Source organism: Stenotrophomonas nematodicola (assembly GCF_009467805.1).
GTDB classification, from domain to species: Bacteria; Pseudomonadota; Gammaproteobacteria; order Xanthomonadales; family Xanthomonadaceae; genus Stenotrophomonas; species Stenotrophomonas nematodicola.
The window spans coordinates 291720-315569 of the sequence record NZ_WIAY01000002.1 but is presented as its reverse complement, the minus strand read 5'-3'; the positions used below and the strand labels follow the sequence as shown (position 1 = coordinate 315569).

The window sequence follows — 23850 nt, the reverse complement described above, 5'->3', positions numbered from 1 at the left end:
CCTCATTCGATTGAGCAGCCCTCGCCGGCTGCCGGGAGCCCGCATGGCCCGCATCACCGTAGAAGATTGTCTGGAAGTCGTGAACAACCGTTTCGAGCTGGTCATGATGGCGTCCAAGCGCGCCCGTCAGCTGGCCAATGGCGTCCAGGCCACCCTGGACAACAGCGAAACCGACGACAAGCCGACCGTGCTGGCGCTGCGCGAGATTGCCGCCCGCAAGATCGACAACGCCCTGATCGACGAAGTCGAGAAGGCCGAGCGCGAGCGTGCCGAGCGTGAAGCACTGGAATGGGCTGCTGCCGAAGTCGTTGCCGACGAAGACATGTCCAAGAACGACGACTGATCGCCCGCGCGATGCATCGTTGTTGCCCCAGACAGCCCGCCCTTGGCGGGCTGTCTGCATGTGAGGGGCAGGGTTCGGCCATGACGCAATAATTTGCCGTTATCACGTGGCTGGAATAGTCTTCTGACCATGAATCCAGGCCCCACTGCCAAGGTCGCCTCGCCCCCCGGCGCGGCCGTACCCGACTATGTCCTCCAGCTCGAACGCGCGGCGCACTACCTGCCGCCGGAGCAGTTGCCGTTGCTGCGCCGTGCCTGGGAAGTGGGGGCCTCGGCGCACGCCGGCCAGACCCGTAAATCCGGTGAGCCCTACATCACCCATCCGGTGGCGGTGGCGCAGGTGCTGGCCGAGCTGGGCCTGGACGTGGAAGCGCTGATCGCCGCGATCCTGCATGACACCATCGAAGACACCCCGCTCACCCGCGAAGAACTGGCCGCCGAATTCGGCGAGGCCGTGGCCGAACTGGTGGATGGTGTCACCAAGCTGGACAAGCTGAAGTTCCGCGACCGCCAGGAAGCGGCCGCCGAGAGCTTCCGCAAGATGCTGCTGGCGATGTCGCGCGACCTGCGCGTGATCATGATCAAGCTGGCCGACCGCCTGCACAACATGCGCACACTGGGCGCGCAGAGCCGCGAAGCGCGTGGCCGCATCGCGCGCGAGACACTGGAGATCTACGCCCCGATCGCACAGCGCCTGGGCATGAGCCTGGTCAAGAGCGAGCTGCAGAACCTGGGTTTCAAGGCGCTGTATCCGTGGCGCCATGCCATCCTGGAAAAGCACATCCGCAGCCAGCCGGTGGTCCGCCGCGAGGCGATGGCGCAGGTGGAAGTGCAGCTGAGCCAGCGCCTGGCCAAGGAAGGGCTGGAGCACCGCCTGGTCAGCCGCATCAAGACCCCGTGGAGCATCTACAACAAGATGCGCGACGAGAACAAATCCTTCGACCAGGTGATGGACGTGTTCGGCTTCCGCCTGGTGGTGCGCGGCGTGCCGCAGTGCTATCACGCGCTGGGCGCGGTGCACGCCACCTTCAAACCGCTGGACGGGCGCTTCCGCGACTTCATCGCGATCCCCAAGGCCAACGGCTATCAGTCGCTGCACACGGTGCTGTTCGGGCCGTATGGTTCGCCGATCGAGGTGCAGATCCGCACCGAGGAAATGGATCTGATCGCCGAGCGCGGCGTGGCCGCGCACTGGACCTACAAGTTCGGCGGTGACTCGCCCAACAGCGCGCAGAGCCGTGCGCATGCATGGATCGTGGAGCTGATCGATTCGCAGCGGGCCGCCGGCTCCTCGCTGGAGTTCCTCGACAACGTGAAGGTGGACCTGTTCCCGGACGAGGTGTACCTGTTCACCCCGAAGGGCAAGATCCTCGCCTTGCCGCGCAACTCCACCGCCCTCGATTTCGCCTATGCCGTGCACACCGACGTGGGCAACATGGCGGTGGCCTCGCGCGTGGACAAGAAGCTGGTTCCCCTGCGCACCAAGCTGGTCAGCGGCCAGACCGTGGAGGTGATCACCGCACGTTCGGCCACGCCCAAGCCGCAGTGGCTGGAGTTCGTGGTCAGTTCCAAGGCGCGTACCGCGATCCGCCACCAGCTCAAACAGCTCGAACACGAAGACGCCGTGCAGCTGGGCCATCGCATGCTGGACCGCGCGCTGGAGGCGATGGACAGCTCGCTGGAGCGGCTGCCCAAGGGCCGCCTCGATGCCTTCCTGGCCGAGCACCGCTATCCGCGCCTGGAGGCATTGCTGGCCGAAGTGGCGCTGGGCAACTGGATGCCCAACCAGGCCGCGCAGGCGCTGATGGCCTATGCCGAGCTGCGCGGCGGCGCGCATTCCCGGCATTCGCAGGAGAAGATCCTGATCAACGGCAGCGAGCGCGGTGTGGTCACCTTCGCCAACTGCTGCCAGCCGATCCCGGGCGACGACATCATGGGCTACCACACCGCCGGCAAGGGCATCGTGGTCCACCGCATGGACTGTCCGAACCTGGCCGAGCTGCGCAAGTCGCCCGAACGCTGGGTGCCGATCGGCTGGGACACCACGGTGTCCGGCGACTACGACACCTCGCTGGTGGTCGAGGTCGAGAACGGGACCGGCGTGCTGGCGCAGCTGGCCGCCGCGATCGCCCAGAGCCATTCCAACATCGAGCGGGTGGACTACCTGGACCGCGACTTCAACGCGGCCGTGCTGTGCTTCAACGTGCAGGTGCGCGACCGCAACCACCTGGCCGAAGTGATGCGGCGCCTGCGCCGCCTGTCGGTCGTGCAGTCGGTGCGCCGCCAGTAACGCGAACCCGGGGTCGGATGCCTCTCCAACGGAGAGGGCTCTGACCCCCGCAACATCACGCGACGTGTTTGCGCCAGTAGGCATGCAGCGCGCCGATATCCCCAGCGGTCAGCAACGGCATCGCCGCCTTGATCTGCGCCAGCGGCCACTCCCACCAGGCCATTTCCAGCAACCGCGCGATGTCCTCCGCTTCGAACCGGCTGCGCAGCACCTTGGCCGGGTTGCCACCCACGATGGCGTAGGGCGCTACGTCACGGGTCACCAGTGCCCGGCTACCGATCACGGCACCATCGCCAATGCGCAGTCCCGGCAGGATCATCGCCTCGGCGCCGATCCACACATCGTTGCCGATCACGGTGTCACCGGCCGGCCTGAAGGCGTCATTGGCCGCGGCAAAGGCCGACTCTTCCTGCATGTAGAAGAACGGAAACGTCGATGCCCAATCGTGCCGGTGGCCTTGGTTGCCAGCCATGATGAAGCTGACGCCACTTCCGATCGAGCAGAAGCTGCCGATGATCAGCTTGTCCACGTCGTCGCGATCAGGCAGCAGGTAGCGCGCGCAGTCGTCGAAGCCGTGCCCGTGGTAATAGCCGGAGTAGTAGCTGTAGCGGCCGACGAGGATGTTGGGGTTGGTGACCATTTCGGTCAGCAGCTTGCCCTTGAAGGGGGAGTCGAACACGTTTGCCATGGCTTGGTCCCACAGGAATCAGCAGCCAGTCTACGGATGCGCCCGGCCCGGAGGCCATGAGTGGATGGTGCACCGGTAGCGCCGGGCCATGCCCGGCGAGCGCGCAGCGCGGCATGAACCAAACGTCGCCGGGCATGGCCCGGCGCTACCGGGTTGCTACAATCACCGCTCTGTTTTCCCAAGTACCGGAGCGACCATGTCCCGCCAGATCATCAACACCGAAAAGGCGCCTGCCGCCATCGGCCCTTACTCGCAGGCCGTGCGCGCCGGCAACACCGTGTACTTCTCCGGCCAGATCCCGCTGGATCCGGCGACCGGCGACATCGTCGGCGCGGGCGACATCGAAGCACAGGCGCGCCGCGCCTTCGACAACCTCAAGGCCGTGGCCGAAGAAGCCGGCGGCTCGCTGGACAAGGTGGTCCGCCTGGGCCTGTACCTGACCGATCTGGCCGAGTTCGCCAAGGTCAATGCGGTGATGCAGGACTACTTCAAGGCCCCGTTCCCGGCCCGTTCCACCATCGAAGTGTCCGGCCTGCCGAAGGGCGCCAACTTCGAGGTCGACGCGGTGATGGTCATCGACTGACCCCCACGTGGCACGCAAGTCGGCGGTCACCCCGGCCCTGACGCCTTCCGGCGACGCCTCTCTGGCGATGCTGGCCGGTGTCGGCCCGGCCGTGGCCGCCAAGCTGGCGGCGCGCGGCCTGTCCTCGCTGCAGGACCTGTGGCTGCATCTGCCGCTGCGCTATGAAGACCGCACCCGGCTGACCACCATCGCCCAGCTCCAGCCCGGCATGGCCGCGCAGGTGGAGGGCCGGGTCAGCGCGGTGGAGCGCGGGTTCCGCGGGCGACCGATGCTGAAGGTGGCCATCGAGGACGACTCGTACGGCACGCTGCTGCTGCGCTTTTTCCACTTCCGCGCCCAGCAGGTGGCGCAGTTCGCGGTGGGCGCGCGGGTGCGCTGCTATGGCACGGCCAAACCGGGCCAGCTTGGCCTGGAGATCGTGCATCCCAGTTACCGCGTGCTGGGCAGCCACGAGGATGACGAACTGGGTGACCGCCTCGACCCGGTCTATCCGGCCGTCGAGGGCGTCGGGCCGGCCACGATGCGCCGGTTCATCGGGCTGGCACTGGATCGCCTGCCCGACGAGGCCGCGCTGGAACTGCTCCCGCCCGACTGGTTGTCCGGGCTGGGGCTGCCGTCACTGCGCGCCGCGCTGCTGACCGTGCACCGTCCCCCGCCGGATGCGGACCTGGCTGCGTTGGCCGCCGGCCGCCACCCGGCGCAACGTCGACTGGCCATCGAGGAACTGCTGGCGCACCACCTCAGTCTGCGCCGCCAGCGCATGGCGCTGCAGGCGCACCACGCCCCCTCGCTGCGCGGGCAGGGTGCCCTGGTCGAGCGGCTGCGCGAGAGCCTGCCGTTCCGGCTGACCGGTGCGCAGCAGCGCGTGTACGAGCAGATCCGCAAGGACCTGGCCAAGGCGCATCCGATGCTGCGGCTGGTGCAGGGCGACGTCGGCTCGGGCAAGACCGTGGTCGCGGCGATGGCGGCGATGCTGGCGGTGGAGCGGGGCAAGCAGGTGGCGCTGGCTGCGCCGACCGAACTGCTCGCCGAGCAGCATCTGAACAACCTGCGCGGCTGGCTCGACCCCCTGGGCGTGCGCACGGCCTGGCTGGCCGGCAAGGTCACGGGCAAGGCGCGCGCCAAGGTGCTGGCCGAAGTGGCCTCGGGCGAGGCGCAGGTCGTGGTCGGCACCCATGCGCTGATGCAGGACAGCGTGGTGTTCAAGGATCTGGCGCTGGCCATCGTCGACGAGCAGCACCGCTTCGGCGTGCATCAGCGGCTGGCACTGCGCGACAAGGGCGCCGACGGGCGCAGCGTGCCGCATCAGCTGGTGATGACCGCCACGCCGATTCCGCGGACGCTGGCGATGTCCGAGTACGCGGACCTGGATGTCTCGGCGATCGACGAGCTGCCGCCGGGGCGAACGCCGGTGCAGACCGTCGCGCTCAACAACGACCGGCGCCCGGACCTGATCCAGCGCATCGCGGTGGCCTGTGCCGAAGGGCAGCAGGTGTACTGGGTGTGCACGCTGATCGAAGAGAGCGAGGAGCTCGATGCCACGCCTGCACAGGCCACGTTCGAATCGCTGCAGGCGCTGCTGCCGGGCGTGCGCGTGGGGCTGGTGCACGGGCGGCTGAAGGCCAGCGAAAAACTGGCCACGATGGTTGCGTTCAAGGCCGGTGAGATCGACCTGCTGGTGGCCACCACGGTCATCGAGGTCGGCGTGGACGTTCCCAATGCATCGTTGATGATCATCGAAAACGCCGAGCGGCTCGGCCTGGCGCAGCTGCACCAGCTGCGCGGGCGGGTCGGGCGCGGATCGGCGGTGTCGCGTTGCGTGCTGCTGTACCAGGCGCCGCTGTCGAACATGGCGCGTGCGCGGCTGGAGACCATGCGCCAGACCAACGATGGCTTCCTGATCGCCGAGAAGGACCTGGAGCTGCGCGGTCCCGGTGAACTGCTCGGCACCCGGCAGACCGGTCTGGCCGCATTCCGCATGGCCGACCTGGCGCGAGACGCCGACCTGCTGCCCGGCGTGCACGCACTGGCCGAGCGCCTGCTCGCCGAAGCGCCTGCGGTGGCCGACACCGTGGTGCGGCGCTGGATCGGCTCGGCGGTGCGCTACGCGGCGGCCTGACAGGGCGTCAGCCCCCGCCTTGTATTTGTCATGACAGGGTGCGAAAGTCCCTTGCCGATTATCAAGACGGCAAAGATGACCAAGAAGATTCCGCTGCTGATCGACACCGATCCGGGTGTCGACGACGCCCTCGCCCTGTTGATGGCCTTCGCCGATGAACGCCACGCGATCGTTGGCCTGACCATCGCCGCCGGCAATGTCGGCCTGGACCACACGGTCCGCAACGCCCTGAAACTGTGCGAAGTGGCTGGCCGCGACGATGTGCCGGTGTTCGCCGGTTGCGCCGACCCGCTGCTGCACCCCTCGGTGGATGCCGCCCACGTGCATGGCGCCGATGGCTTCGGCGACGTCAACCTTCCGCCCGCTGCCCGCACCGCCGAGGCCGAGCATGCCGCGCTGGCGATCCTGCGTCTGTCGCACCAGTACGCCGGTGAGCTGTTCCTGGTCGCGCTGGGCCCGCTGACCAACGTGGCGCTGGCGCTGAAGCTCGACCCCACCTTGCCGCAGCGCGTGAAGCGCTTCCTGGTGATGGGCGGGGCGGTGACCTGCCACGGCAACATCACCCCGGCTGCCGAGTTCAACATCGCCTTCGATCCGGAAGCGGCGCACGTGGTGTTCACCGGCTTCCCGCAGATCGAAGTGGCGGACTGGGAAGCCACCGTGGCCCACGGCCTGCTGCACAAGGACGTCGAGCAATGGCTGGCCGCCGACAGCGACAAGGCGCGCTTCTACGAACTGATCTCGCGCCAGACCCGCCTGTGGTCCGAAGACAGCCGCGGCGAGCGCTGGTTTGCGGCCGACGCCCTGGCGATGGCCTGGGCGCTGCAGCCGGAGGGGGCGATCCGGGTTGAATCGCGTCCGTTGAACGTGGAACTGGCCGGTGTCCACAGTCGGGGTGCTACCATTGTCGACTGGAACCGCCAGACGGGGCAGCCGGACAATACCCAGCTGCTGATGGCCTACGACCAGGGGCGCTTTGAAGCCCAGGTCCGGGCCGCCCTCGGGGTCCGGTAAGGCCGCCACGGCGGGCCTGTTCATGTAGCGGAGGTCCCGGCTTGCCCTGGAAGGGCGCCGGGACTATAATGCCGCGCTTACGTTTTTCATATTCTCTACGGTGTGTCCATGAAGGCCGATATCCATCCGAACTACCGTGACGTCGTTTTTCAGGACGTTACCTCTGATTTCAAGATCCTGACCCGCTCCACCATGGCGACGAAAGAAACCGTGCAGTGGGAAGACGGCAAGGAGTACCCGCTCGTCAAGATCGAAATCTCGTCCGCTTCGCACCCGTTCTACACGGGCAAGCACAAGGTGATCGACACCAGCGGCCGTATCGACAAGTTCCAGAAGCGTTTCGGCAAGCCGGCTCCGGCTGCTGCTGCCGAATAAGCGGTCCACGCTGCTGCATGAAAACAACGGTCGCCAGGCGGCCGTTGTTTTTTTTTGCCTGTTTGAACCCTGCTGGCGAATGAACGGCAGTTCATAAATTGTTGCCGCAGCAGCAACGCAGTGTCCATGCCGGTCGGCCCGGCAGCCGCCAATGCCTGCTGGAGCGGGGCGCGCACGCCCTGCGTCTACGACTTCCGTCCTAGGGCGTGGCAAATGGTGCTGTGCGATAATGACGTGATCCACAGCAGAGGCTGTGGACTTCCTTCACGTGCCTGCCCCATGCGCTTGGGTGGGCGCCTTCCCCTGAGGAGCGCACACAGTGTCCGATCTTGATCAGGTCACGCTCAACGCCGGCGATACGTCGGTTGTTCTGCCGGTCATCAAACCCACGCTTGGCAACGATTGCGTCGATATCTCCAAGCTGACCAAGGAAACCGGTCTCTTCACCTACGACTCCGGCTACACCGCCACCGCCAGCTGCAAGTCCGCCATCACCTACATTGACGGCGACAAGGGCGTGCTGCTGTATCGCGGCTACCCCATCGAGCAGCTCTCGGAAAAGTCCAGCTACGTCGAAGTGGTCTACCTGCTGATCAACGGCGAGCGTCCGGACGCCGCGCAGCTGAAGGCCTTCACCGATGAGCTGGCCGCCGAGGCCAACGTCGATGCGTCGATCAACACGCTGATCGCCAGCTTCGCCAAGGATGCCCACCCGATGGCCATCCTGGCGGCCGCGATCGCGCAGCTGTCGGGCATCTACCACGCGTCGCTGGACCTGTCCGACGCAGCACAGCGCCGCCAGGCCGCCGTGCGCCTGATCGCCAAGGTGCCGACGCTGTCCGCGCTGATCTACCGCCACGGCAAGGGCCTGCCGGCCAACACGCCGGACACCTCGCTGGATTACGTCAGCCGCTTCCTGAAGCAGACCTTCGAGTCCGCCGATGGCCAGTACGACCTGAACCCGGACGTGGTCAAGGCGCTGGACCTGCTGTTCATCCTGCATGCCGACCACGAGCAGAACGCCTCGACCTCGACCGTGCGCCTGGTCGGTTCGACCGGTGCCAACCCGTACGCTTCGGTAGCTGCCGGCGTCACCGCGCTGTGGGGTCCGGCCCACGGCGGTGCCAACGAAGCCGTGCTGAAGATGCTGGAAGAGATCGGCTCGGCCGACAACGTCGAAAGCGCTGTGCTCAAGGCCAAGGACAAGACCTCCGGCTTCCGCCTGATGGGCTTCGGCCACCGCGTTTACAAGAACTTCGACCCGCGCGCCAAGGTCATCGGTGAAATGACCGGCAAGGTGCTCAAGCAGCTTGGCGTGCAGGACCCGCTGCTCGACGTGGCCGTCAAGCTGGAGCAGGCCGCGCTGCAGGACGACTACTTTGTCGCCCGCAAGCTGTACCCGAACGTCGACTTCTACAGCGGCATCATCTACAAGGCGCTGCAGATCCCGACCGAAATGTTCACCGTCATGTTCGCCCTCGGCCGCACGTCCGGCTGGGTTGCACATTGGCTGGAGCAGCAGGTCGATCCGGAAATGAAGATCGGCCGTCCGCGCCAGGTCTACACCGGCCACGACGTGCGCGACTACCAGGGCTGATCGCCCCGACGTTGCAACGCAGAAAACGCCTCCGCAAGGAGGCGTTTTTTTTTGCGCGTCACGCGCTGGGCTGCGATGCCCGTGCCGACGCATGCTCCGCGCGTCGGCCTGCGGCCGTCACCTCCGCCTTCGTTTCCATCCACACGGGCATCGCGATTTACGTGTCGAGACCCCTGGCGTTTCACCGCTCCGTCCCGTTGATGTCGGGTGTCGACGTGCATTCGCGTCGCCAAGGGTCGCATGCGTCCCGACATTATCGCCGTGCGTCATGGCAGAGAACATCGAACGCCCAGGTCATGGCGGATTCCGCCTGCGCAGGTGGGGCAATCGCGCCTGCGCGATGTCGTGTTCGACAGTCTGGAAAAACAGGCTTTTTTGCGTAGGAATGATAGTCATGCATGACGACGCTGTGGTGAAAACCCCGCGTAGGAATTGGCGTGATTCGCGCGTCGCGTGCGCGCTGTCGCAGATGCACGGATTATCCATTCGTTTTAAGAATCGTTGCATGTCCAAATCACATTTCATTGACTAACGTGACCGCGCTGCTGGTACGCCCCGTTCGTACCGCAGTGCTTCCACTACGGAGGCTCCTTAAACCATCAGAGAGAGAAACCATGTCGCATATCTTCAAGAAGGCCGCGCTGGCCGTGGCACTCGTCGGCGCTTCGCTGTCGGCAAACGCTGCAGTGGAAGCCAACATCACCGTGTGGGCCAACGTCGATCCGACGCTGTCCCTGCTCAAGGCCGACGGCACCGCGCTGCCCGACGCGGTGCAGCTGGTCTACCGCGCCGGTGGTGCTGGCCTGTCGTCGTGGAGCGAAGACGTGCGCATCTTCACCAATGACATCGAGAAGGACGTCAGCGTGCGCCTCGCCGCCGAGGCCGTGCTGCGTCCGGACCTGGCTGCACCGGGTGCCATCAACGTGCCGCTGACCGTCAGCCTCAACGGCCGCGAGCTGGACACCACCGCGATCGACTTCGCTGCGGATGATCTGTTCGACAGCGCGATCCCGGGGGCCTCGATCGCCATGCCGCTGCGTGTGCAGCAGACCGTGTCCGGCGAAATCAACTTCGCGGGCCTGTACAGCGGCACCGTCGCGCTGGTCGTCGCGCAGAACACCGCCGCGCCGTAATCCCCACCGTGCCGGCCCGTTCGCGGGCCGGCCGGCTATCGGTTGTCTCCCCTATGTTGATACCTGCACCTGCCCTCACCCGGCTGGCGATGGCGCTCGCCCTGACATTGGCTGTTCCGGTCGTTCACGCACGGCCGGTGCCGGCCGGATTCGAAGATCTCGCCAGCGGGCAGTCCGAACGGGTCGATGTACGCCTGTTCGGGCACTCCGCCGGTCTCTGGTCGGCGTGGGTCACGCTGGACACGGTGCAGCTGGACCAGCCTGCGCGGATTCTGGATGCACTGGGGCTGGCCGCCGATGCGCGCGACGCGCTGCAGGCGGCACTGGCCGCGCCACTGCCGCGCAACAGTCATCTGGCCTGTCCCTATGGCCAGCCCAATCCGGGGTGCGGCTGGATCGACAGTCCCGACGATCCCACGCAGGTGCATGCCATTTTCGATGAAAGCGAAGGCGTACTGCTGCTGTTTCCGGCGCGCCAATGGCTGCCGCGGCAGAGCGCCGAGCGCTCCCCCTTCCACCAGGTATCCGAGCAGGCGCAGAACGCGCTGCTGCAGCAGCAGACCGTCAACGTCAGCGGTGGGGACGGCTACCAGGCGCTGAGCGTGCAGGGCAGCAGCGTGCTCGGCGTGCTGCGCAACGGCCACGTTGCCAGCGGCTGGAACTACAGCCGGCAGGCGCGGCAGGGCTACCGCGCGCACGATCGATTCCAGCTGGACGATCTCTACTACCGCCACGATTTCGCCCAGCGACATTACCTGCAGCTGGGCCGTATGGACCGGCGCAACCTGTCCAGCCAGCAGGGGGGCACCTTCAGCTTCGGCATGCTGCCGCTGGACCGCTTCGAGGGCCTGCGCCTGGGCACCACCCAGGCCTACGTCGATACGGAGGCGAGCATCGCCTCCACCCCGCTGACCGTGCTGCTGGGGCGCGACGCGCGCGTGGATGCCTTCGACGGCGAGCGCCTGCTGCAGACCTTCTATCTGCAGGCCGGCGTCAACGAGCTGGATACCCGCCGCTTTCCGCTCGGCAGCTACGCCGTCACCCTGCGCATCTACGAGGATGGCCGCTTCGTGCGCAGCGAGGAGGCCCCCTTCAGCCGCGGTGGCGACTGGTCCGACCGCAGCCTGCAGTGGTTCGTGCAGGGCGGTCGCCGCCGCGCCTACGGCGCACGTACCGGCGATAGCCGTGACGTCTCCGGCACCGCGGTGCAGGCAGGGTTGCGCGTGCCGTTTGCCCGCAATTACGGCTTGACGGCAGGCGTGGCCCGGGTCGCCGACACCGGCTACGGCGAGCTGCGGCTGGAAGGCCGGCAGCAGGTTGGCGGTCATGACCTGCAGGCAATGGTCGGCGTGCTGAGCGGCGGCGATGGCAGCCACGGTCTGCAACAGCAGCTGAGCTACCGCCACTACGCGTCCTGGAACGTCTATCGGCAACGTCTGCGTGGCGGCGCGTGCCAGGCCGGCACGCCGGTCCGGCACGACCGCTTCGGCTGCGTGGATGCGCTCAGCGCCTCGGTGTCGGCGCCGCTGTTCGGCGGCAGCCTGTACCTGGGATACACGCGCCGGCGCAGCTTCACCCCGGAATGGCGCCTGCCTGGCGATGACGACGGCGCCTGGACTGGCCTGCCACCGGGCCTGCCGCCATCGCATGTGCCGACGTTGCGCCCGGCGCAGACCGCGCGCAGCCTGCAGGCAAGTTACAGCTTCACCCGGCAATGGCGTGGCGTGAGCATCGGCAGCCGGCTGGGCGTGTGGCAGCAGAACACCGACAGCGGCACCGGCCAGGCGCATGTCCGTGATCGCGGTGTCTCTCTCAACATTGCGGTATCGCGGCTGCGGCGCGTCGAGCACGGCAGCGTGCAGCAGCGTGTAGCGCTGGACATGCGTCAGCCGCAGCACCGCCGCCCCGATACCCGCCTGGGGCTGTCGCACTCGCTGCGCCAGGAGCATGATGGCGACGCACGCGACCTGGGCGCCGAGCTGGGCGCGTACAACGACGACCGCTACAGCGCGCTGGCCAGCGCCCGCATCGACAACCGGATCGGCCAGAGCGGCGTGGCCCTGTCGTACTACCGGCACGACGGCGGTGGTGAGGTTTCCTACAGCGGCAGCCACACCTCGGGGTTGTCGCTGTCCGCAGGAGGGCTGCACTGGGGCGGCGCGCACGGCGCCGATGCCGGTGTGGTGGTCAGCGTGGACGACGCCCGCGATCTGGAACTGGACGGGGCCGCGGCGGACATCCGCGCCGGGAGCAACCGCCGCCGGATCCTGCACTTCGGCGAGCGGCGCCTGCTGCCGCTGGGCGGCTACCAGCGCCATCGCGTGGACGTGCAGGACGCCAGCGCGCACGACAGCGACGCCGCGGTGCGCGTCGCGCGCCTGGGTGCGGCCTAGCATGCCTTCCTGCTGCCCGGCAAGGTGATCGCGCTGCCGATCACGCTGGACGTGACCTACACCTTCATCGGCAACGCGCGCGACATCGCCGGTACCCCGCTCGAAGGCGCCCGCATCCTCAATGCGCCGGTGCCATCGCTGGGCCGCGATGGCGGCTTCATCGCCGAGTTCCCGCAGCGCGAGCCGATGCTCTACCTGCTGCGCGCGGGCGACCTGCTGCAGTGCCCGCTGACCGTGCGTGAGCGCCGCAGCGTGGTGCTGCTGGTCGGCCAGGTGCGGTGCGAACCGCTGGCGCTGGACCGCCTGCCGGCCCCGATCCGCTACCAGGCCCGCGTGCAGCGGCTGTTGAACGAACTGGCCCCGGTGGCGGGGCGCAACGAACGCAACGTGATGCGTGGAGGTGCGCGATGAGGACCGCATGGCGGCTGGTACTGGCGGGGGTCTGCCTGCTCGGCAGTGCACAGGCACTGGCACAGCGCCCACCGGCGACGACCCCGGCAACCGGCGTGATCACCACGGACATCGTCCGCACCTTCGACCGTTCCGCGCCCGAAGCGCTGGAGCTGTGGGCGCCAAGGACCGTGCTCGGGTATGGGGAGGTGGAGCTGGGGTACGGGAGGATCCATCTGACGTGTGATGAAGACCCTGCGTATGGGCGTTGTCCGACGCGTGATACGCAGGAGGGGCCTGTGTCCCACGCATCCTTCCCACTTCAGTTTCGCGAACTGAGAAGCGGTCAGGACATCGGCATCGACGTTGTAGGGTGGGTAGAGCGGGCCGAGTGGCAGCGCACTTGCAGCGATGATTTCTGGGATAAGAACAGATATCCGCTCTGGAGTTCCACGACTCGCGATTGCCAGATACCTCCAGGTGGTACAGCTGCGCGGCTCATCATTCAGAGTGAAGACGTCGGGAACCTCGTTGCCGGCCGCTGGACTGCAGAACTCCGCCTCAACCTGCGCGTCGATCCTGACGGCCCGATCATCGCCACCCATGTGTTCCGGTTCGATCTGACCATCACCGATCGCGACCGCACCATGATCTACCTGCCCGAGTTCGGCATGGCCGAGCCGCTGGTGGGCCTGCAGCTGGACTACCGGCCGATTCCCTCACCCGGCACGATCGGTGGTACCGCCGTGCTGGACATGTGCCTGTACGACGGCATGGGCTCGCAGAGCGAGTATCTGGCCATCACCGCGCGCGACATGGGGCCCTCCGCGCCCGGGCGGCCGGCATCGCAGTACTCGGTCTGGCACCGCGACGGTGGGCGCGAGGCGCAGGACCGCTTGGACTACCAGCTCACCCTGGACCACAGCGGCCAGAAGATCGCCCTGCGCAACAACGAGGAAGTGCTGCTGCGCGGCATCGATACCGCCGAGCTGCGGCTGGTGATGCTGCCCGACATGAACCAGTGGGTGTACTGCGTGCCCACGCCGCTGACCCTGGAAACCCCCCGTGTGCCGGCGTCCGAGAAACGCGAGGGCTACTACGACGGCCGTCTCAAGCTCGAAATGCGCCTGCCGACCGACCGCCTCTGACCTTCCCCTGGAACCCGATCCCATGAGCAAGATTCCCCTGGCCGGCGCGCTGCTGCTGGCCCTCCTGCCAGCGGCACCGGTGCTGGCCAATCTCAACGTCCATCCCATGCGCGTGCATGCCGAAGCCGGCAAGACCGCCACCGTGCGCGTGCATTCGCAATCGCCGCAGCCGCAGTACGTGCAGGCCACGGTGAAACGCATCCTGCATCCGGCGACCGAAGACGAGCAGGAAGTCGACGAAGCCATCGGCAGCGCCACGGTGATGGCGGTCACCCCGGGCAAGTTCGGCCTCGCCGGCGGCGGCAACCGCCTGGTGCGGATCATTCCGCTGCAGCCGGTCCAGGAGGAAACCGCGTTCCGCGTGTATTTCGAAGGCGTGCTCGGTCCCGACGACAGCGAGCCGGCAGTGCAGGTCCAGGGCACTGGCGCCACCTTGGGTGTGAGCCTGGTCTGGGGAGTGCTGGTCAACGTGCTGCCTGCAGATGGGCGCGTGGAGATGCAGCTGGAAGGCGACCGCCTGGTCAACCGCGGCACGTTGCGACTGGGCGTCAATCATGTCCAGGACTGCGATGCCAGCGGCGTCTGCACGTCCCACGAGGTCAAACGCAGCCTCTACCCGGGCGCGGCAATGACCCTGCCGTTCGTGCCGCGCCCCGGTGGGCGCGTGGAGATCGACTACCGGCTCAGCCATGCCGGCTACCGCGACCACCACCAGACCCTGTTGCCCTGAGCGCCGCGGCATCGCGCCGCGCCGCCTGCATCCCGTTTTCCAACCACGGAGTCTTTGATGAACCGTATCTACCGTTTGATCTGGAACACAACGCTGCGATGCTGGGCGGTGGCCAGCGAGCACACCCGCTCGCGCGGCAAGCCGTCCTCGGCGGCCCGACCACTGGCGGCCGCACTGTGCGTGCTGCTGGCCGGTCCGGCGCTGGCCAACGACACGCAGGTTGATCCACCGGCCGGACCCGAATCCACCGTCGAGGGCGAAGCGGTCTGGAATCACCCCGAGGCGTTGATGCGGGCCTTCAGCGCACCTGATGCCAGCATGCGCGGCGCGGGTCTCACCAGCTACCAGAACGTGCTCATCGGCGGCGGTTCCACCAGCAACAGCACCAAGGGCGTGGCCATCGGCGTGGGTTCGGTCACGGCGTTCGACGGCATCGGTATCGGCAACAATGCCAAGGCCTATGCAGGAGGCGTCGCGCTGGGCATCGGCGCTTCCACCAGCATTGCGGCAGGTGGTACGGCGCTCGGCAAGAACGCACGCTCCGACGCCCTGGGTGGGTCCGGCGCGGTGGTGATCGGTCACAACAGCTACATTGCCACGACCGGTAATACCGCCGTGGCTATTGGTGCCAATGCACGTGTGGATGGCAGCAACGGCATGGCAGTGGGTGCGAGTGCCCAGGCCGGCGGTACCCATGCGATCGCCGTGGGCTCAGGCGCGCAGGCCAGTGGTGTCCGGGCTCTGGCACTGGGCAACAACGCACAGGCACAGGCGCAGGGGTCCATCGTCATCGGCGACGGCAGCAAGCTCGCCAACGCCAACGCACACCACGCCATCGTGATCGGCAGCGGTGCGCGCTCCGGCGGCTACGATGCGGGCATCGCCATCGGCCAGAATGCAGTGACCGACGGCCACGGCAAGGCCGTTGCACTGGGCGCCAACGCCAATGCCAGTCACAGCAATTCGGTGGCGTTGGGTGCGGGATCGGTCACCACCGCAAATCACCAGATCTCGGTGGGCGATGCCACCACCCAGCGAAAGATCGTCAACGTGGCCGATGCCACATTGGGCTCCACCAGTACCGACGCGGTGACGGGCAAGCAGCTGCACGCCACCAACCAGAACGTCACCACGGCGACCAACACCGCCAACAGCGCGCGTACCACCGCCAACGATGCACTGGCCAAGGCCAATGCGGCCAGCGGCCTGATCAGCCAGACCGCCGCCAACGGCAACCTCCGCCTCGGTGGCAGCAACACCGGCACCGCGCTGGACGTGCGCAACCAGTCCAATGCCAACCGGCGCATCACCGGCGTAGCCGATGGCGCCTTGAGCACCGGCAGTACCGAAGCGGTAACGGGCAGGCAGCTGCACGCCACCAACCAGAACGTCACCACGGCCACCAACACCGCCAACAGCGCGCGTACCACCGCCAACGACGCACTGGCCAAGGCCAATGCGGCCAGCGGCCTGATCAGCCAGACCGCTGCCAACGGCAACGTCCGCCTCGGCGGCAACAACACCGGCAGCGCACTCGATGTGCGCAACCAGTCCAATGCCAACCGCCGCATCACCGGCGTGGCCGATGGCGCTCTGAGCACCAGCAGTACCGAAGCGGTAACGGGCAGGCAGCTGCACGCCACCAACCAGAGTGTGGCCGGTGTTGCCACCACGGCCAACGCTGCCAAGACCCAGGCCGATGCGCTCGCGGTCAGCCTGGCAGCGGCGACCCTCAAGCTCGGCATCGATGCGGCTGCCAGTGGCGATGGGGCCGTGGCGCTGGGCAGGCAGGCGCGATCCGAAGGCGGCGTCGGCAACCTCGCTGTCGGCAACGGCGCGCAGAGCTTCAACACCGGCAGCGTGGCACTGGGTGACGATGCACGTGCCGGGGTCGACGCCAACGGCGCACGCGTGTCCACCTTCAATGGTGGCGTGGCCATCGGCTCGAAGGCGCGCAGTGGCAACGGCGCCGTCGCCAGCGGTCTGCGCGCCGCAGCGGTCGGCGACCGCGCGATCGCGATCGGCAATGACGCCGTGGCGGACAGCACCCACGCGTCGGCACTGGGCTTTGGTGCACAGGCAACGGCAGCCCAATCGACGGCACTCGGGCGGGGGAGCGTCGCCAGCGCGCAATTGACAACGGCCGTTGGCAATCTCTCGACCGCATCGGCCAGAAGCGCAACCGCGATCGGCGACCGCGCTGCCGCCAATCATGAAGGGTCGGTGGCGCTCGGCAACGGTTCAACCACCCAGGACGCGAATCAGGTGTCGGTCGGCAACGCGTCGCTCCAGCGCCGCATCGTCAACGTGGGCGACGGTACCTTGAGCACCACCAGCAGCGAAGCGGTCACCGGCCGGCAGCTGCATGCCACCAATCAGAGTGTGAGCGCGGTGACGACCCTGGCCAACACTGCGCACAGCATCGCCAACGACGCACAGACCAAGGCCAACGCGCTGGGGGGGGCTGCTCAGCCAGAGCGCCGGCAATGGCGATGTCCGCGTGGGTGCCAGCAACACCGGCGGTGCGGTGGACATGCGCAACCAATCCAACGCCAGTCGGCGGGTGACCGGCGTGGCCGATGCGGCACTCGGCACCGGCAGCACCGATGCCGTCAGCGGCCGGCAGCTGCATGCCACCAACCAGAATGTCGCCACAGTGACGGCCACCGCCGCCACGCTCGGTGGGCTGGTCGGCCAGGCCGCGGCCAACGGCAATGTACGCCTGGGCGCGCAGAACACCGGCACCACGCTGGACGTGCGCAACCAGGCCAACGCCAACCGGCGCATCAGTGGTGTGGCCGATGGTGTGGTGAGTGCCAGCAGTGCCGACGCGGTAAGCGGGCGTCAGCTCAACACCACCAACCAGAATGTCACGGCGGCAACCACGCTGGCCAATACCGCGCACACCGTCGCCAACAGCGCGCAGACCACGGCCAATGAAGCACAGACCAAGGCCACTGTGCTGGGCGGCCTGCTCAGCCAGGCAGCCGCCGATGGCGATATGCGTCTGGGTGCCGCCAACAGCGGCGGCGTGCTGGATGTGCGCAACCAGGGCAACCAGGCACGTCGTGTGCAGGGCGTTGCCGCCGGTCAACTGTCGGCCACCAGCGACGATGCAGTCAGCGGTCGCCAGCTGTTCGACAGCAACACGCAGATCGCACGCAACCGCACGGACATCGACCGCCTGCGCGAGGACTTCCAGGACTTCGATCCGGACCTGTCCGATGTGGTGCGTTTCGACGCCGACGGCAATGTCGATCTCGAGGGTGGCCGCCTGCTCGCCGTGGGCGAGGGGCAACTCAGTGCCGACAGCCGCGAGGCGGTCAATGGCGCACAGTTGTTCGCCACCAACACGAAGGTGGCCGAGCAGGGCGCACAGATCGCATCCGCCCGGGAAGACCTGGACGCGTTGCGCGTTGACTTCGACAACTACGCGCCTGACCTGGGCAGCGTCGTGCAGTTCGGCGAGGACGGCACGGTGGACCTGAAGGCTGCGCGTCTGGTCGCTCTGGCTGATGGCGAGATCGCGGCAGGCAGCCGGGAGGCGGTCACGGGCGGGCAGCTGTTCGTGACGAATGAGCGGGTATCGGTGCTGGAGGACGCGCAGAAGTATGCGGTCGTTGGTGCCGATGGAGAGAGCCTCGCGGCGCGCGCCGGCCATCTGGCTACCTCGATGGGCAGTGATACAAAGGCTCTTGGCTCCGGATCTACCGCAATTGGCAGCTTCGCCGATGCGCAAGCAACCAATTCAGTTGCGCTGGGACGTGCGGCTCAGGTATTGGCGGGTGCCGATGATGGATTCGCACTGGGCGCACGTTCACGTGTCAGTGCCGAAAACGGGTTGGCGATCGGTGGCTCTACCCAGGTTTGGGAAGGAGCAACCAACAGTGTCGCACTAGGCTACGGATCTGTCGCTACTGAGGCGGGTGAGGTATCGCTAGGCGGTCAAGGTCTCAGGAGGCGAGTCACCAATGCGATGAACGGTATCCACGCTTATGACCTCACCACCGTCGACCAGCTTTCCGGGGTGGTGAACGCTCTCGGCGGCGGCGCGGGCTTTGCCACGGATGATAGCGTGATTGCTCCCTCCTATGGCGTGCAGGGCGCTGTACACCGCACGGTAGCCGATGCACTGGCCGCGCTGGATGCGGGCGTGGACAGCAATCGCGGCGGATTGGATGCGATGGACGCGCGCCTCGATACGCTGGATCAGGCGCGGGCGATGGCGGATGCCAGTGCCGTGCGTTTCGGCGCCGACCGTTCCGCCGTCGATTTCGGTGGCGCGCGCCTCATCAACGTCGGCGAAGGCGATATCAGCCATGCGGGCAGCCGCGAAGTAGTCACGGGCGGCCAGCTTCATGCCAGCAACCAGCGGATCGCTGGTCTGGAGGAGAAGCACCTGTATGCGGTCGTGGGCTATGACGAGCTGAGCAAGCCAGCGGAAGCGGCGCTCCTGGGCACTGCTTTGGGTAGTGACACCAAGGCGTTGGCGGAGGGGGCAACTGCGATTGGTAGTTATGCGCAAGCGAGGGGAAAGAACTCTGTCTCGTTGGGCCGCGCTGCGTTGGTGCACGTGGGGGCTGAGGACGGATTTGCACTAGGCGCGCGTTCGCAAGTACATGTTCGCAATGGTGTCGCGCTCGGCGGCGCCAGCCAGGTTCTGCCGGACGCCGAAAACAGCGTCGCACTTGGACATGGTTCGCTTGCCAGCGGCGCGTACGAAGTCTCACTTGGCCATGTCAACCTCAAGCGTCGCGTAACCAATGCCGCCAACGGCCGCGATGCCAGCGACCTCACCACCGTCTCCCAGCTCCGCAGCGCCTTCGCCGCGCTCGGTGGCAACATGGCGATGGATGCCAACGGCAACATCATCGCGCCAGAGTTCCATGTCCAGGGCCAGCGTCTGGCAACGGTGGGCGATGCGCTGAAGTCGCTCGACGGCGCGGTCATCGACAATCGCCGCGATCTGGCCAGCATCGACGCGCGCTTCAATCGCCTGTTCGACGACACCGGCATGCGTGACGATGGCGCCGGCCAACTGCGCCTGGGCGGCGAGTACGGCATGGTGCTCGGCAACGTGGCCAACGGCATGATCGCGCCGGGCAGCCGTGATGCGGTCAACGGCGGGCAGCTGCATGCGGTGCAGGAGCAGATCAACGGCCGCATCGACGGCCTGCAGTCGCAGATCGACGGTCCGACGGCGGCCGACAACCGGCAGGCATCGGTGGACGACACGGCGACGGGCGAGGCACCGGCCGATCCGCAGGTACCGCAGACGCCGGCCAAGGATGCGCCGGCCGTGGCCTCGGCCGACGTGCCCAAGCCGGGCCCGAAGGCCGATGATCCGCTGCCGGCGGTGGACTCGCGTGCGGTGGATGAGGCAGTCAACCAGGCCAACGCGTATACCGATCAGGCGATGGCCAGCGTGGACCGCCGGCTGGACCGGATGGACAAGCGCCTGAACCGGATGGCCGCGATGGGCAGCGCGCAGGCGGCGATGGCGATGAACACCGCCGGCCTGCAGACCTACAACCGCCTGGGTGCAGGTGTGGGCCATGCCGAAGGCGAGTCGGCGCTGGCAGTGGGTTACCAGCGCGTGCTCAACGAGCGCGGCTCGGCCACCTTCAGCCTCAACGGTGCGTTCACCAACAGCGGTGAACGCACACTGGGCGTGGGCTTCGGCGTGGGTTGGTAAGTCCTGCAGCAGGGGCGGCGCCGTCCGGCCGCCCGGTTGATCAACGCCCCGTGCGGTTCGCCGCACGGGGCGTTTTCGTTTGCGCGTCACCGGTCTCGGCGGGCGCTCAGGCGCCGCCGAGGTAACTGTCGATCTCGTCCTGGCTGAGCAGATCGCGCAGCTGGGCCTGCGAGGCGCGGCGCATCGGCTTCTCGTCGATGGCCGACAGCGGCGGCTGCCGCAGCGCGTCGTAGGGCAGCACCGCGATGTCGAAGGTCAGGTCTTCGGCGCTGAACACCCACACCGGCACGTCGAGGCTGCGCTCGCGGTCCAGCCGCAGCCGTCGCATGCGCGATTCGGCCGGGATGCCGTGTTCCTCCAGAAAGCGTTGCACCGCGTCGGCATCGTCGCTGTGGACCTGCACCTGCACGGGGCTGTTGGTGTCGGCGGTGCCATCCAACACCGGGCCGCACAGACGCGGCGCGAACGCGTGCAGGAAGTCCATCGCGCGCAACGCGGCTTCGCGGCGCTGGCGCAGCTGGGTGCCGTGGTCGGCCCCGGCGAACAGGCGCTGGTATTGGCGCAGCGCATCCTCGATCTCGGCGTTGCGTGGCAACGACGCGTCGTCGTGGATGTCCAGCCGTGCGGCGGCCTTGAGCTTGGCCTGATGGTAGTCGCGGATGCCGCCCTCGGCCATCAGGCGGGCGGCTTCATGGGCAAGCCGGTGGCGGCGCTCGCGGGTCTGGGTGGCTGCATGCTGACGGGCTCGATGCATGACCGTGCTCCTGGGCGACCTGCACGCGACTGTACACCCGCGATGTGACAACGGGGTAGGCAGCGGCAACAGGGACTCCCGGGGCCTGCTGCGGCCCCGGGCATCGCGGTGGATCAGAAGATGTCGAACGCGGCGTCGTCGGCCTGCGGTGCATGGGTGTCGAAGCTGTATTCCTCGATCTTGTCCATGTCCTCGACCTTGACCCACTCGGTGGCGCCGTTGAGCGTGGCCTGGACCATGCCGGACGGCGGCTCGTTCTGTGCGATCGGGGTGTCCTTCAGCGCGGCGCGCATGTACTCGATCCAGATCGGCAGGGCGGCGCGGCCACCGTACTCGCGGTAGCCCAGCGAGCGGAAGTCATCGCGGCCCACCCACACGGTGGTCGCATACGGGCCGCCGAAACCGGAGAACCACGCATCGCGGTGATCATTGGTGGATCCGGTCTTGCCACCGACATCCTCCCGGCCCAGTACCTTGGCCGCCGTGCCGGTGCCGCGCTGGACCACGTCACGCATCATCGAGACCAGCTGGTAAGCGGTCCGCGCATCGATGGCGCGCGGGGCAACCTTGGCATCCGGGTTGGCCGGGCGCGGTGCCTCGGCCACGGCCTGCTGCGGCTTGGCCGGGGCGGCGTTCGGGGCCGGCGCGGCGCCGAAGTTGAAGCCGTCCACGATCTGGCTGGCCGGCGCACCGCCGCTGGTGCCGGCGCAGTCGCGGCAGGCCAGGGCGGGGTTTTCCTTGAACACCACGTTGCCGTCGCGGTCGGTGACCTGGTCGATCAGCCAGGTGTCCACGCGCGAGCCGCCGTTGGCGAACACGGCATAGCCGCGGGCCACCGACAGCGGGGTCAGCGAGGCGGTACCCAGCGACATCGACAGGTTCGGCGGCAGCTCGGCTTCGGCAAAGCCGAACTCGCTGATGTACTTGCGCGCGTAATCCACCCCCATGCCGTCGAGCAGGCGTACCGAGACCAGGTTGCGCGACTGCACCAGCGCTTCGCGCAGGCGCATCGGGCCACGGAAGCCGCCGCCGTCGTTCTGCGGCGACCAGGTCTTGCCGCGGCGGTCACGGAACACGACCGGCGCGTCGAGCACGATCGAGGCCGGGTTGAAGCCCTTGTCGAACGCGGCGGCATAGATGAAGGGCTTGAAGCTGGACCCGGGCTGGCGACGGGCCTGGGTGGCGCGGTTGAAGCTGTTGCCGGAGAAGCTGAATCCGCCGACCAGTGCCTTCAGCGCACCACTTTCGGCATCCAGCGAGACCAGCGCGGACTGGCCGCGGGGGACCTGGTCCAGCAGCCACTCGCCGTCCTTCGCCCCAGGCCGCACGCGCACGATGTCGCCGCGCTGGACCAGCTTGGCCGGCGTTTTGCCGGTCCACTTGGCGGCCGAGGCCGGCAGCACGATCTCGCGGCGGTTGGCCAGCACCACCGTGGCGCTGCCATCGGCGGCCGTGCCGGCCACGATGGCCGGCAGCAGGACCGACTGCACCGGGATCCTGCGCACGTGTTCGGCCAGGGCTGCGGCATCGTCGCCGGCACCGAGCTCGATATGCTTCTCCGGCGCACGCCAGCCGTGACGGTGGTCGTAGGCGAACAGCCCATCGCGCACCGAGATGTTGGCGGCGGTCTGCAGGTCGGAATTGATCGTGGTGGTGACGTGGTAGCCCTTGTTGACCGCGTCGCCGCCGAAGCGGGCGATCATTTCCTGGCGCACCAGTTCGGCGACATAGGGGGCCTCGACCTGCACCGGCGGCTCGTGCGCGCTGGCGTGCATCGGCACCGCCTTGGCGGCATCGGCCTCGGCCTGGGTGATGAAGCCCAGCGTGGCCATGCGCTGCAGCACGTAATAGTCGCGACGCTCACGGGCGCGCTCGGGGTTGCTCAGCGGGTTGCCGCTGGAGGGGAACTTGGGGATGCCGGCCAGCGAGGCCATTTCATCCAGGTCCAGCTCGGCCAGCGTCTTGCCGTAATAGAACTCGGCCGCAGCGGCCACGCCGTAGGCGCGGTTGCCGAAGAAACTCTTGTTCAGGTACAGCTCGAAGATCTCGTCCTTGCTCAGCTCCTGCTCGATCTTGCGCGCCAGCAGGATCTCCGAGATCTTGCGGGTGTAGCTGTACTCCGAGCTGAGGAAGAACTGGCGGGCGACCTGCTGGGTGATGGTGGACCCGCCGGGCACGCGCTTGTCGTTGGTGGTGGCCAGCAGCCACACCGCGCGGGCGATGCCCTTGTAGTCCACGCCGCCATGCTCGTAGAAGCGGGCGTCCTCGGTGGCCAGGAAGGCCTGCTTCAAGCGTAGCGGGACGTCCTTCATCTCGACGGGGCGGCGGCGGGTCTCGCCGAACACGGCCATCAATTTGCCATCGCTGGCATACACATACATGGGTTCCTGGAGCTCGATGTCGCGCAGGGTCTGCACGTCGGGGAGCTTGGAGGACACGGCGTAGTAGAGGCCGCCGGCAACCGCCGCGCCAATCAATGCCAGAACCAGGAACGCCACCAGCATCCAGCGCAGCCAACGGCGTAAGCGTGTCATCAGGACAGATTCCGATTGCGAATTTCGTGGTCGCAGAGTATAGATTACGCAAGGGAACGGCTGGG

Annotated in this window: 16 protein-coding genes and 1 pseudogene; 14 read left to right on the top strand and 3 right to left on the bottom strand. The window is 67.4% G+C overall.

Annotated elements, in window-relative coordinates:
- The first annotated feature begins 43 nt into the window (after positions 1–43).
- Positions 44–343, top strand: coding sequence for a DNA-directed RNA polymerase subunit omega (gene rpoZ / locus GDJ08_RS08905; RefSeq protein ID WP_017357259.1), 300 nt, complete (start codon positions 44–46; stop codon positions 341–343).
- A gap of 129 nt (positions 344–472) precedes the next feature.
- Entirely contained in the window at positions 473–2632 is a 2160-nt protein-coding gene (locus GDJ08_RS08900) for a RelA/SpoT family protein (RefSeq protein WP_017357260.1), read from the top strand.
- Positions 2633–2687: 55 nt separating this feature from the next.
- On the opposite strand, the gene catB is transcribed toward GDJ08_RS08900, so the two are convergent.
- Positions 2688–3320, bottom strand: coding sequence for a type B chloramphenicol O-acetyltransferase (gene catB / locus GDJ08_RS08895; protein WP_136002972.1), 633 nt, complete (start codon positions 3318–3320; stop codon positions 2688–2690).
- A 196-nt stretch (positions 3321–3516) separates the two neighbouring features.
- On the opposite strand from catB, the gene GDJ08_RS08890 reads away from it, so the two are divergent.
- The 12 genes and pseudogenes from GDJ08_RS08890 to GDJ08_RS20195 all read left to right on the top strand — a co-directional run bounded on the left by GDJ08_RS08890 (position 3517) and on the right by GDJ08_RS20195 (position 20497).
- A complete protein-coding gene (locus GDJ08_RS08890) occupies positions 3517–3903 on the top strand; it encodes a RidA family protein (protein ID WP_017357262.1) in 387 nt (128 codons plus the stop codon).
- Between the two features lie 7 nt (positions 3904–3910).
- On the top strand, positions 3911–6022 hold the full coding sequence (gene recG, locus GDJ08_RS08885; protein WP_136002974.1) for an ATP-dependent DNA helicase RecG: 2112 nt from the start codon (positions 3911–3913) through the stop codon (positions 6020–6022).
- A gap of 75 nt (positions 6023–6097) precedes the next feature.
- Positions 6098–7036 (top strand): nucleoside hydrolase, encoded by a 939-nt coding sequence (locus GDJ08_RS08880; RefSeq protein ID WP_017356717.1) that lies wholly within the window; start codon positions 6098–6100, stop codon positions 7034–7036.
- 108 nt (positions 7037–7144) lie between these two features.
- Positions 7145–7411, top strand: coding sequence for a type B 50S ribosomal protein L31 (locus GDJ08_RS08875; RefSeq protein WP_017356718.1), 267 nt, complete (start codon positions 7145–7147; stop codon positions 7409–7411).
- A 319-nt stretch (positions 7412–7730) separates the two neighbouring features.
- Positions 7731–9008 carry a citrate synthase gene (locus GDJ08_RS08870; protein WP_017356719.1) on the top strand — a complete coding sequence of 426 codons (1278 nt, stop codon included), beginning with the start codon at positions 7731–7733 and terminating at the stop codon, positions 9006–9008.
- A gap of 614 nt (positions 9009–9622) precedes the next feature.
- Positions 9623–10141: a CS1 type fimbrial major subunit gene (locus GDJ08_RS08865; RefSeq protein WP_017356720.1), complete on the top strand. Its 519-nt coding sequence runs from the start codon at positions 9623–9625 to the stop codon at positions 10139–10141.
- 53 nt (positions 10142–10194) lie between these two features.
- Complete coding sequence (locus GDJ08_RS08860) at positions 10195–12534, top strand: TcfC E-set like domain-containing protein (RefSeq protein WP_324616667.1); 2340 nt, start codon at positions 10195–10197, stop codon at positions 12532–12534.
- A gap of 9 nt (positions 12535–12543) precedes the next feature.
- Entirely contained in the window at positions 12544–12945 is a 402-nt protein-coding gene (locus tag GDJ08_RS20365; protein ID WP_324616677.1) for a CS1-pili formation C-terminal domain-containing protein, read from the top strand.
- Positions 12942–14072 carry a CfaE/CblD family pilus tip adhesin gene (locus GDJ08_RS20360; RefSeq protein ID WP_026070871.1) on the top strand — a complete coding sequence of 377 codons (1131 nt, stop codon included), beginning with the start codon at positions 12942–12944 and terminating at the stop codon, positions 14070–14072. Before GDJ08_RS20365 ends, GDJ08_RS20360 begins: the two co-directional genes overlap by 4 nt.
- A gap of 22 nt (positions 14073–14094) precedes the next feature.
- A complete protein-coding gene (locus GDJ08_RS08850; protein WP_153164719.1) occupies positions 14095–14802 on the top strand; it encodes a fimbria/pilus periplasmic chaperone in 708 nt (235 codons plus the stop codon).
- 57 nt (positions 14803–14859) lie between these two features.
- A pseudogene (locus GDJ08_RS08845) lies at positions 14860–17202 on the top strand (ESPR-type extended signal peptide-containing protein); the annotation flags it as partial.
- A 133-nt stretch (positions 17203–17335) separates the two neighbouring features.
- On the top strand, positions 17336–20497 hold the full coding sequence (locus tag GDJ08_RS20195) for a YadA-like family protein (protein WP_229296482.1): 3162 nt from the start codon (positions 17336–17338) through the stop codon (positions 20495–20497).
- A 106-nt stretch (positions 20498–20603) separates the two neighbouring features.
- Here the strand turns inward: GDJ08_RS20195 and GDJ08_RS08835 are convergent, their stop codons facing one another.
- A complete protein-coding gene (locus GDJ08_RS08835; protein ID WP_017356725.1) occupies positions 20604–21251 on the bottom strand; it encodes a hypothetical protein in 648 nt (215 codons plus the stop codon).
- Positions 21252–21364: 113 nt separating this feature from the next.
- Positions 21365–23785 (bottom strand): penicillin-binding protein 1A, encoded by a 2421-nt coding sequence (locus GDJ08_RS08830; protein WP_153164717.1) that lies wholly within the window; start codon positions 23783–23785, stop codon positions 21365–21367.
- Between the last annotated feature and the right edge of the window lie 65 nt (positions 23786–23850).

Excerpts from the sequence above, each read along its gene's own strand:
- rpoZ (WP_017357259.1), top strand. The coding sequence starts at position 44 with ATGGCCCGCATCACCGTAGAAGATTGTCTGGAAGTCGTGAACAACCGT.
- GDJ08_RS08900 (WP_017357260.1), top strand. The coding sequence starts at position 473 with ATGAATCCAGGCCCCACTGCCAAGGTCGCCTCGCCCCCCGGCGCGGCC.
- catB (WP_136002972.1), bottom strand. The coding sequence starts at position 3,320 with ATGGCAAACGTGTTCGACTCCCCCTTCAAGGGCAAGCTGCTGACCGAA.
- GDJ08_RS08890 (WP_017357262.1), top strand. The coding sequence starts at position 3,517 with ATGTCCCGCCAGATCATCAACACCGAAAAGGCGCCTGCCGCCATCGGC.
- GDJ08_RS08880 (WP_017356717.1), top strand. The coding sequence starts at position 6,098 with ATGACCAAGAAGATTCCGCTGCTGATCGACACCGATCCGGGTGTCGAC.
- GDJ08_RS08875 (WP_017356718.1), top strand. The coding sequence starts at position 7,145 with ATGAAGGCCGATATCCATCCGAACTACCGTGACGTCGTTTTTCAGGAC.
- GDJ08_RS08865 (WP_017356720.1), top strand. The coding sequence starts at position 9,623 with ATGTCGCATATCTTCAAGAAGGCCGCGCTGGCCGTGGCACTCGTCGGC.
- GDJ08_RS08860 (WP_324616667.1), top strand. The coding sequence starts at position 10,195 with ATGTTGATACCTGCACCTGCCCTCACCCGGCTGGCGATGGCGCTCGCC.
- GDJ08_RS20360 (WP_026070871.1), top strand. The coding sequence starts at position 12,942 with ATGAGGACCGCATGGCGGCTGGTACTGGCGGGGGTCTGCCTGCTCGGC.
- GDJ08_RS08850 (WP_153164719.1), top strand. The coding sequence starts at position 14,095 with ATGAGCAAGATTCCCCTGGCCGGCGCGCTGCTGCTGGCCCTCCTGCCA.
- GDJ08_RS20195 (WP_229296482.1), top strand. The coding sequence starts at position 17,336 with ATGCGCAACCAATCCAACGCCAGTCGGCGGGTGACCGGCGTGGCCGAT.
- GDJ08_RS08835 (WP_017356725.1), bottom strand. The coding sequence starts at position 21,251 with ATGCATCGAGCCCGTCAGCATGCAGCCACCCAGACCCGCGAGCGCCGC.
- GDJ08_RS08830 (WP_153164717.1), bottom strand. The coding sequence starts at position 23,785 with ATGACACGCTTACGCCGTTGGCTGCGCTGGATGCTGGTGGCGTTCCTG.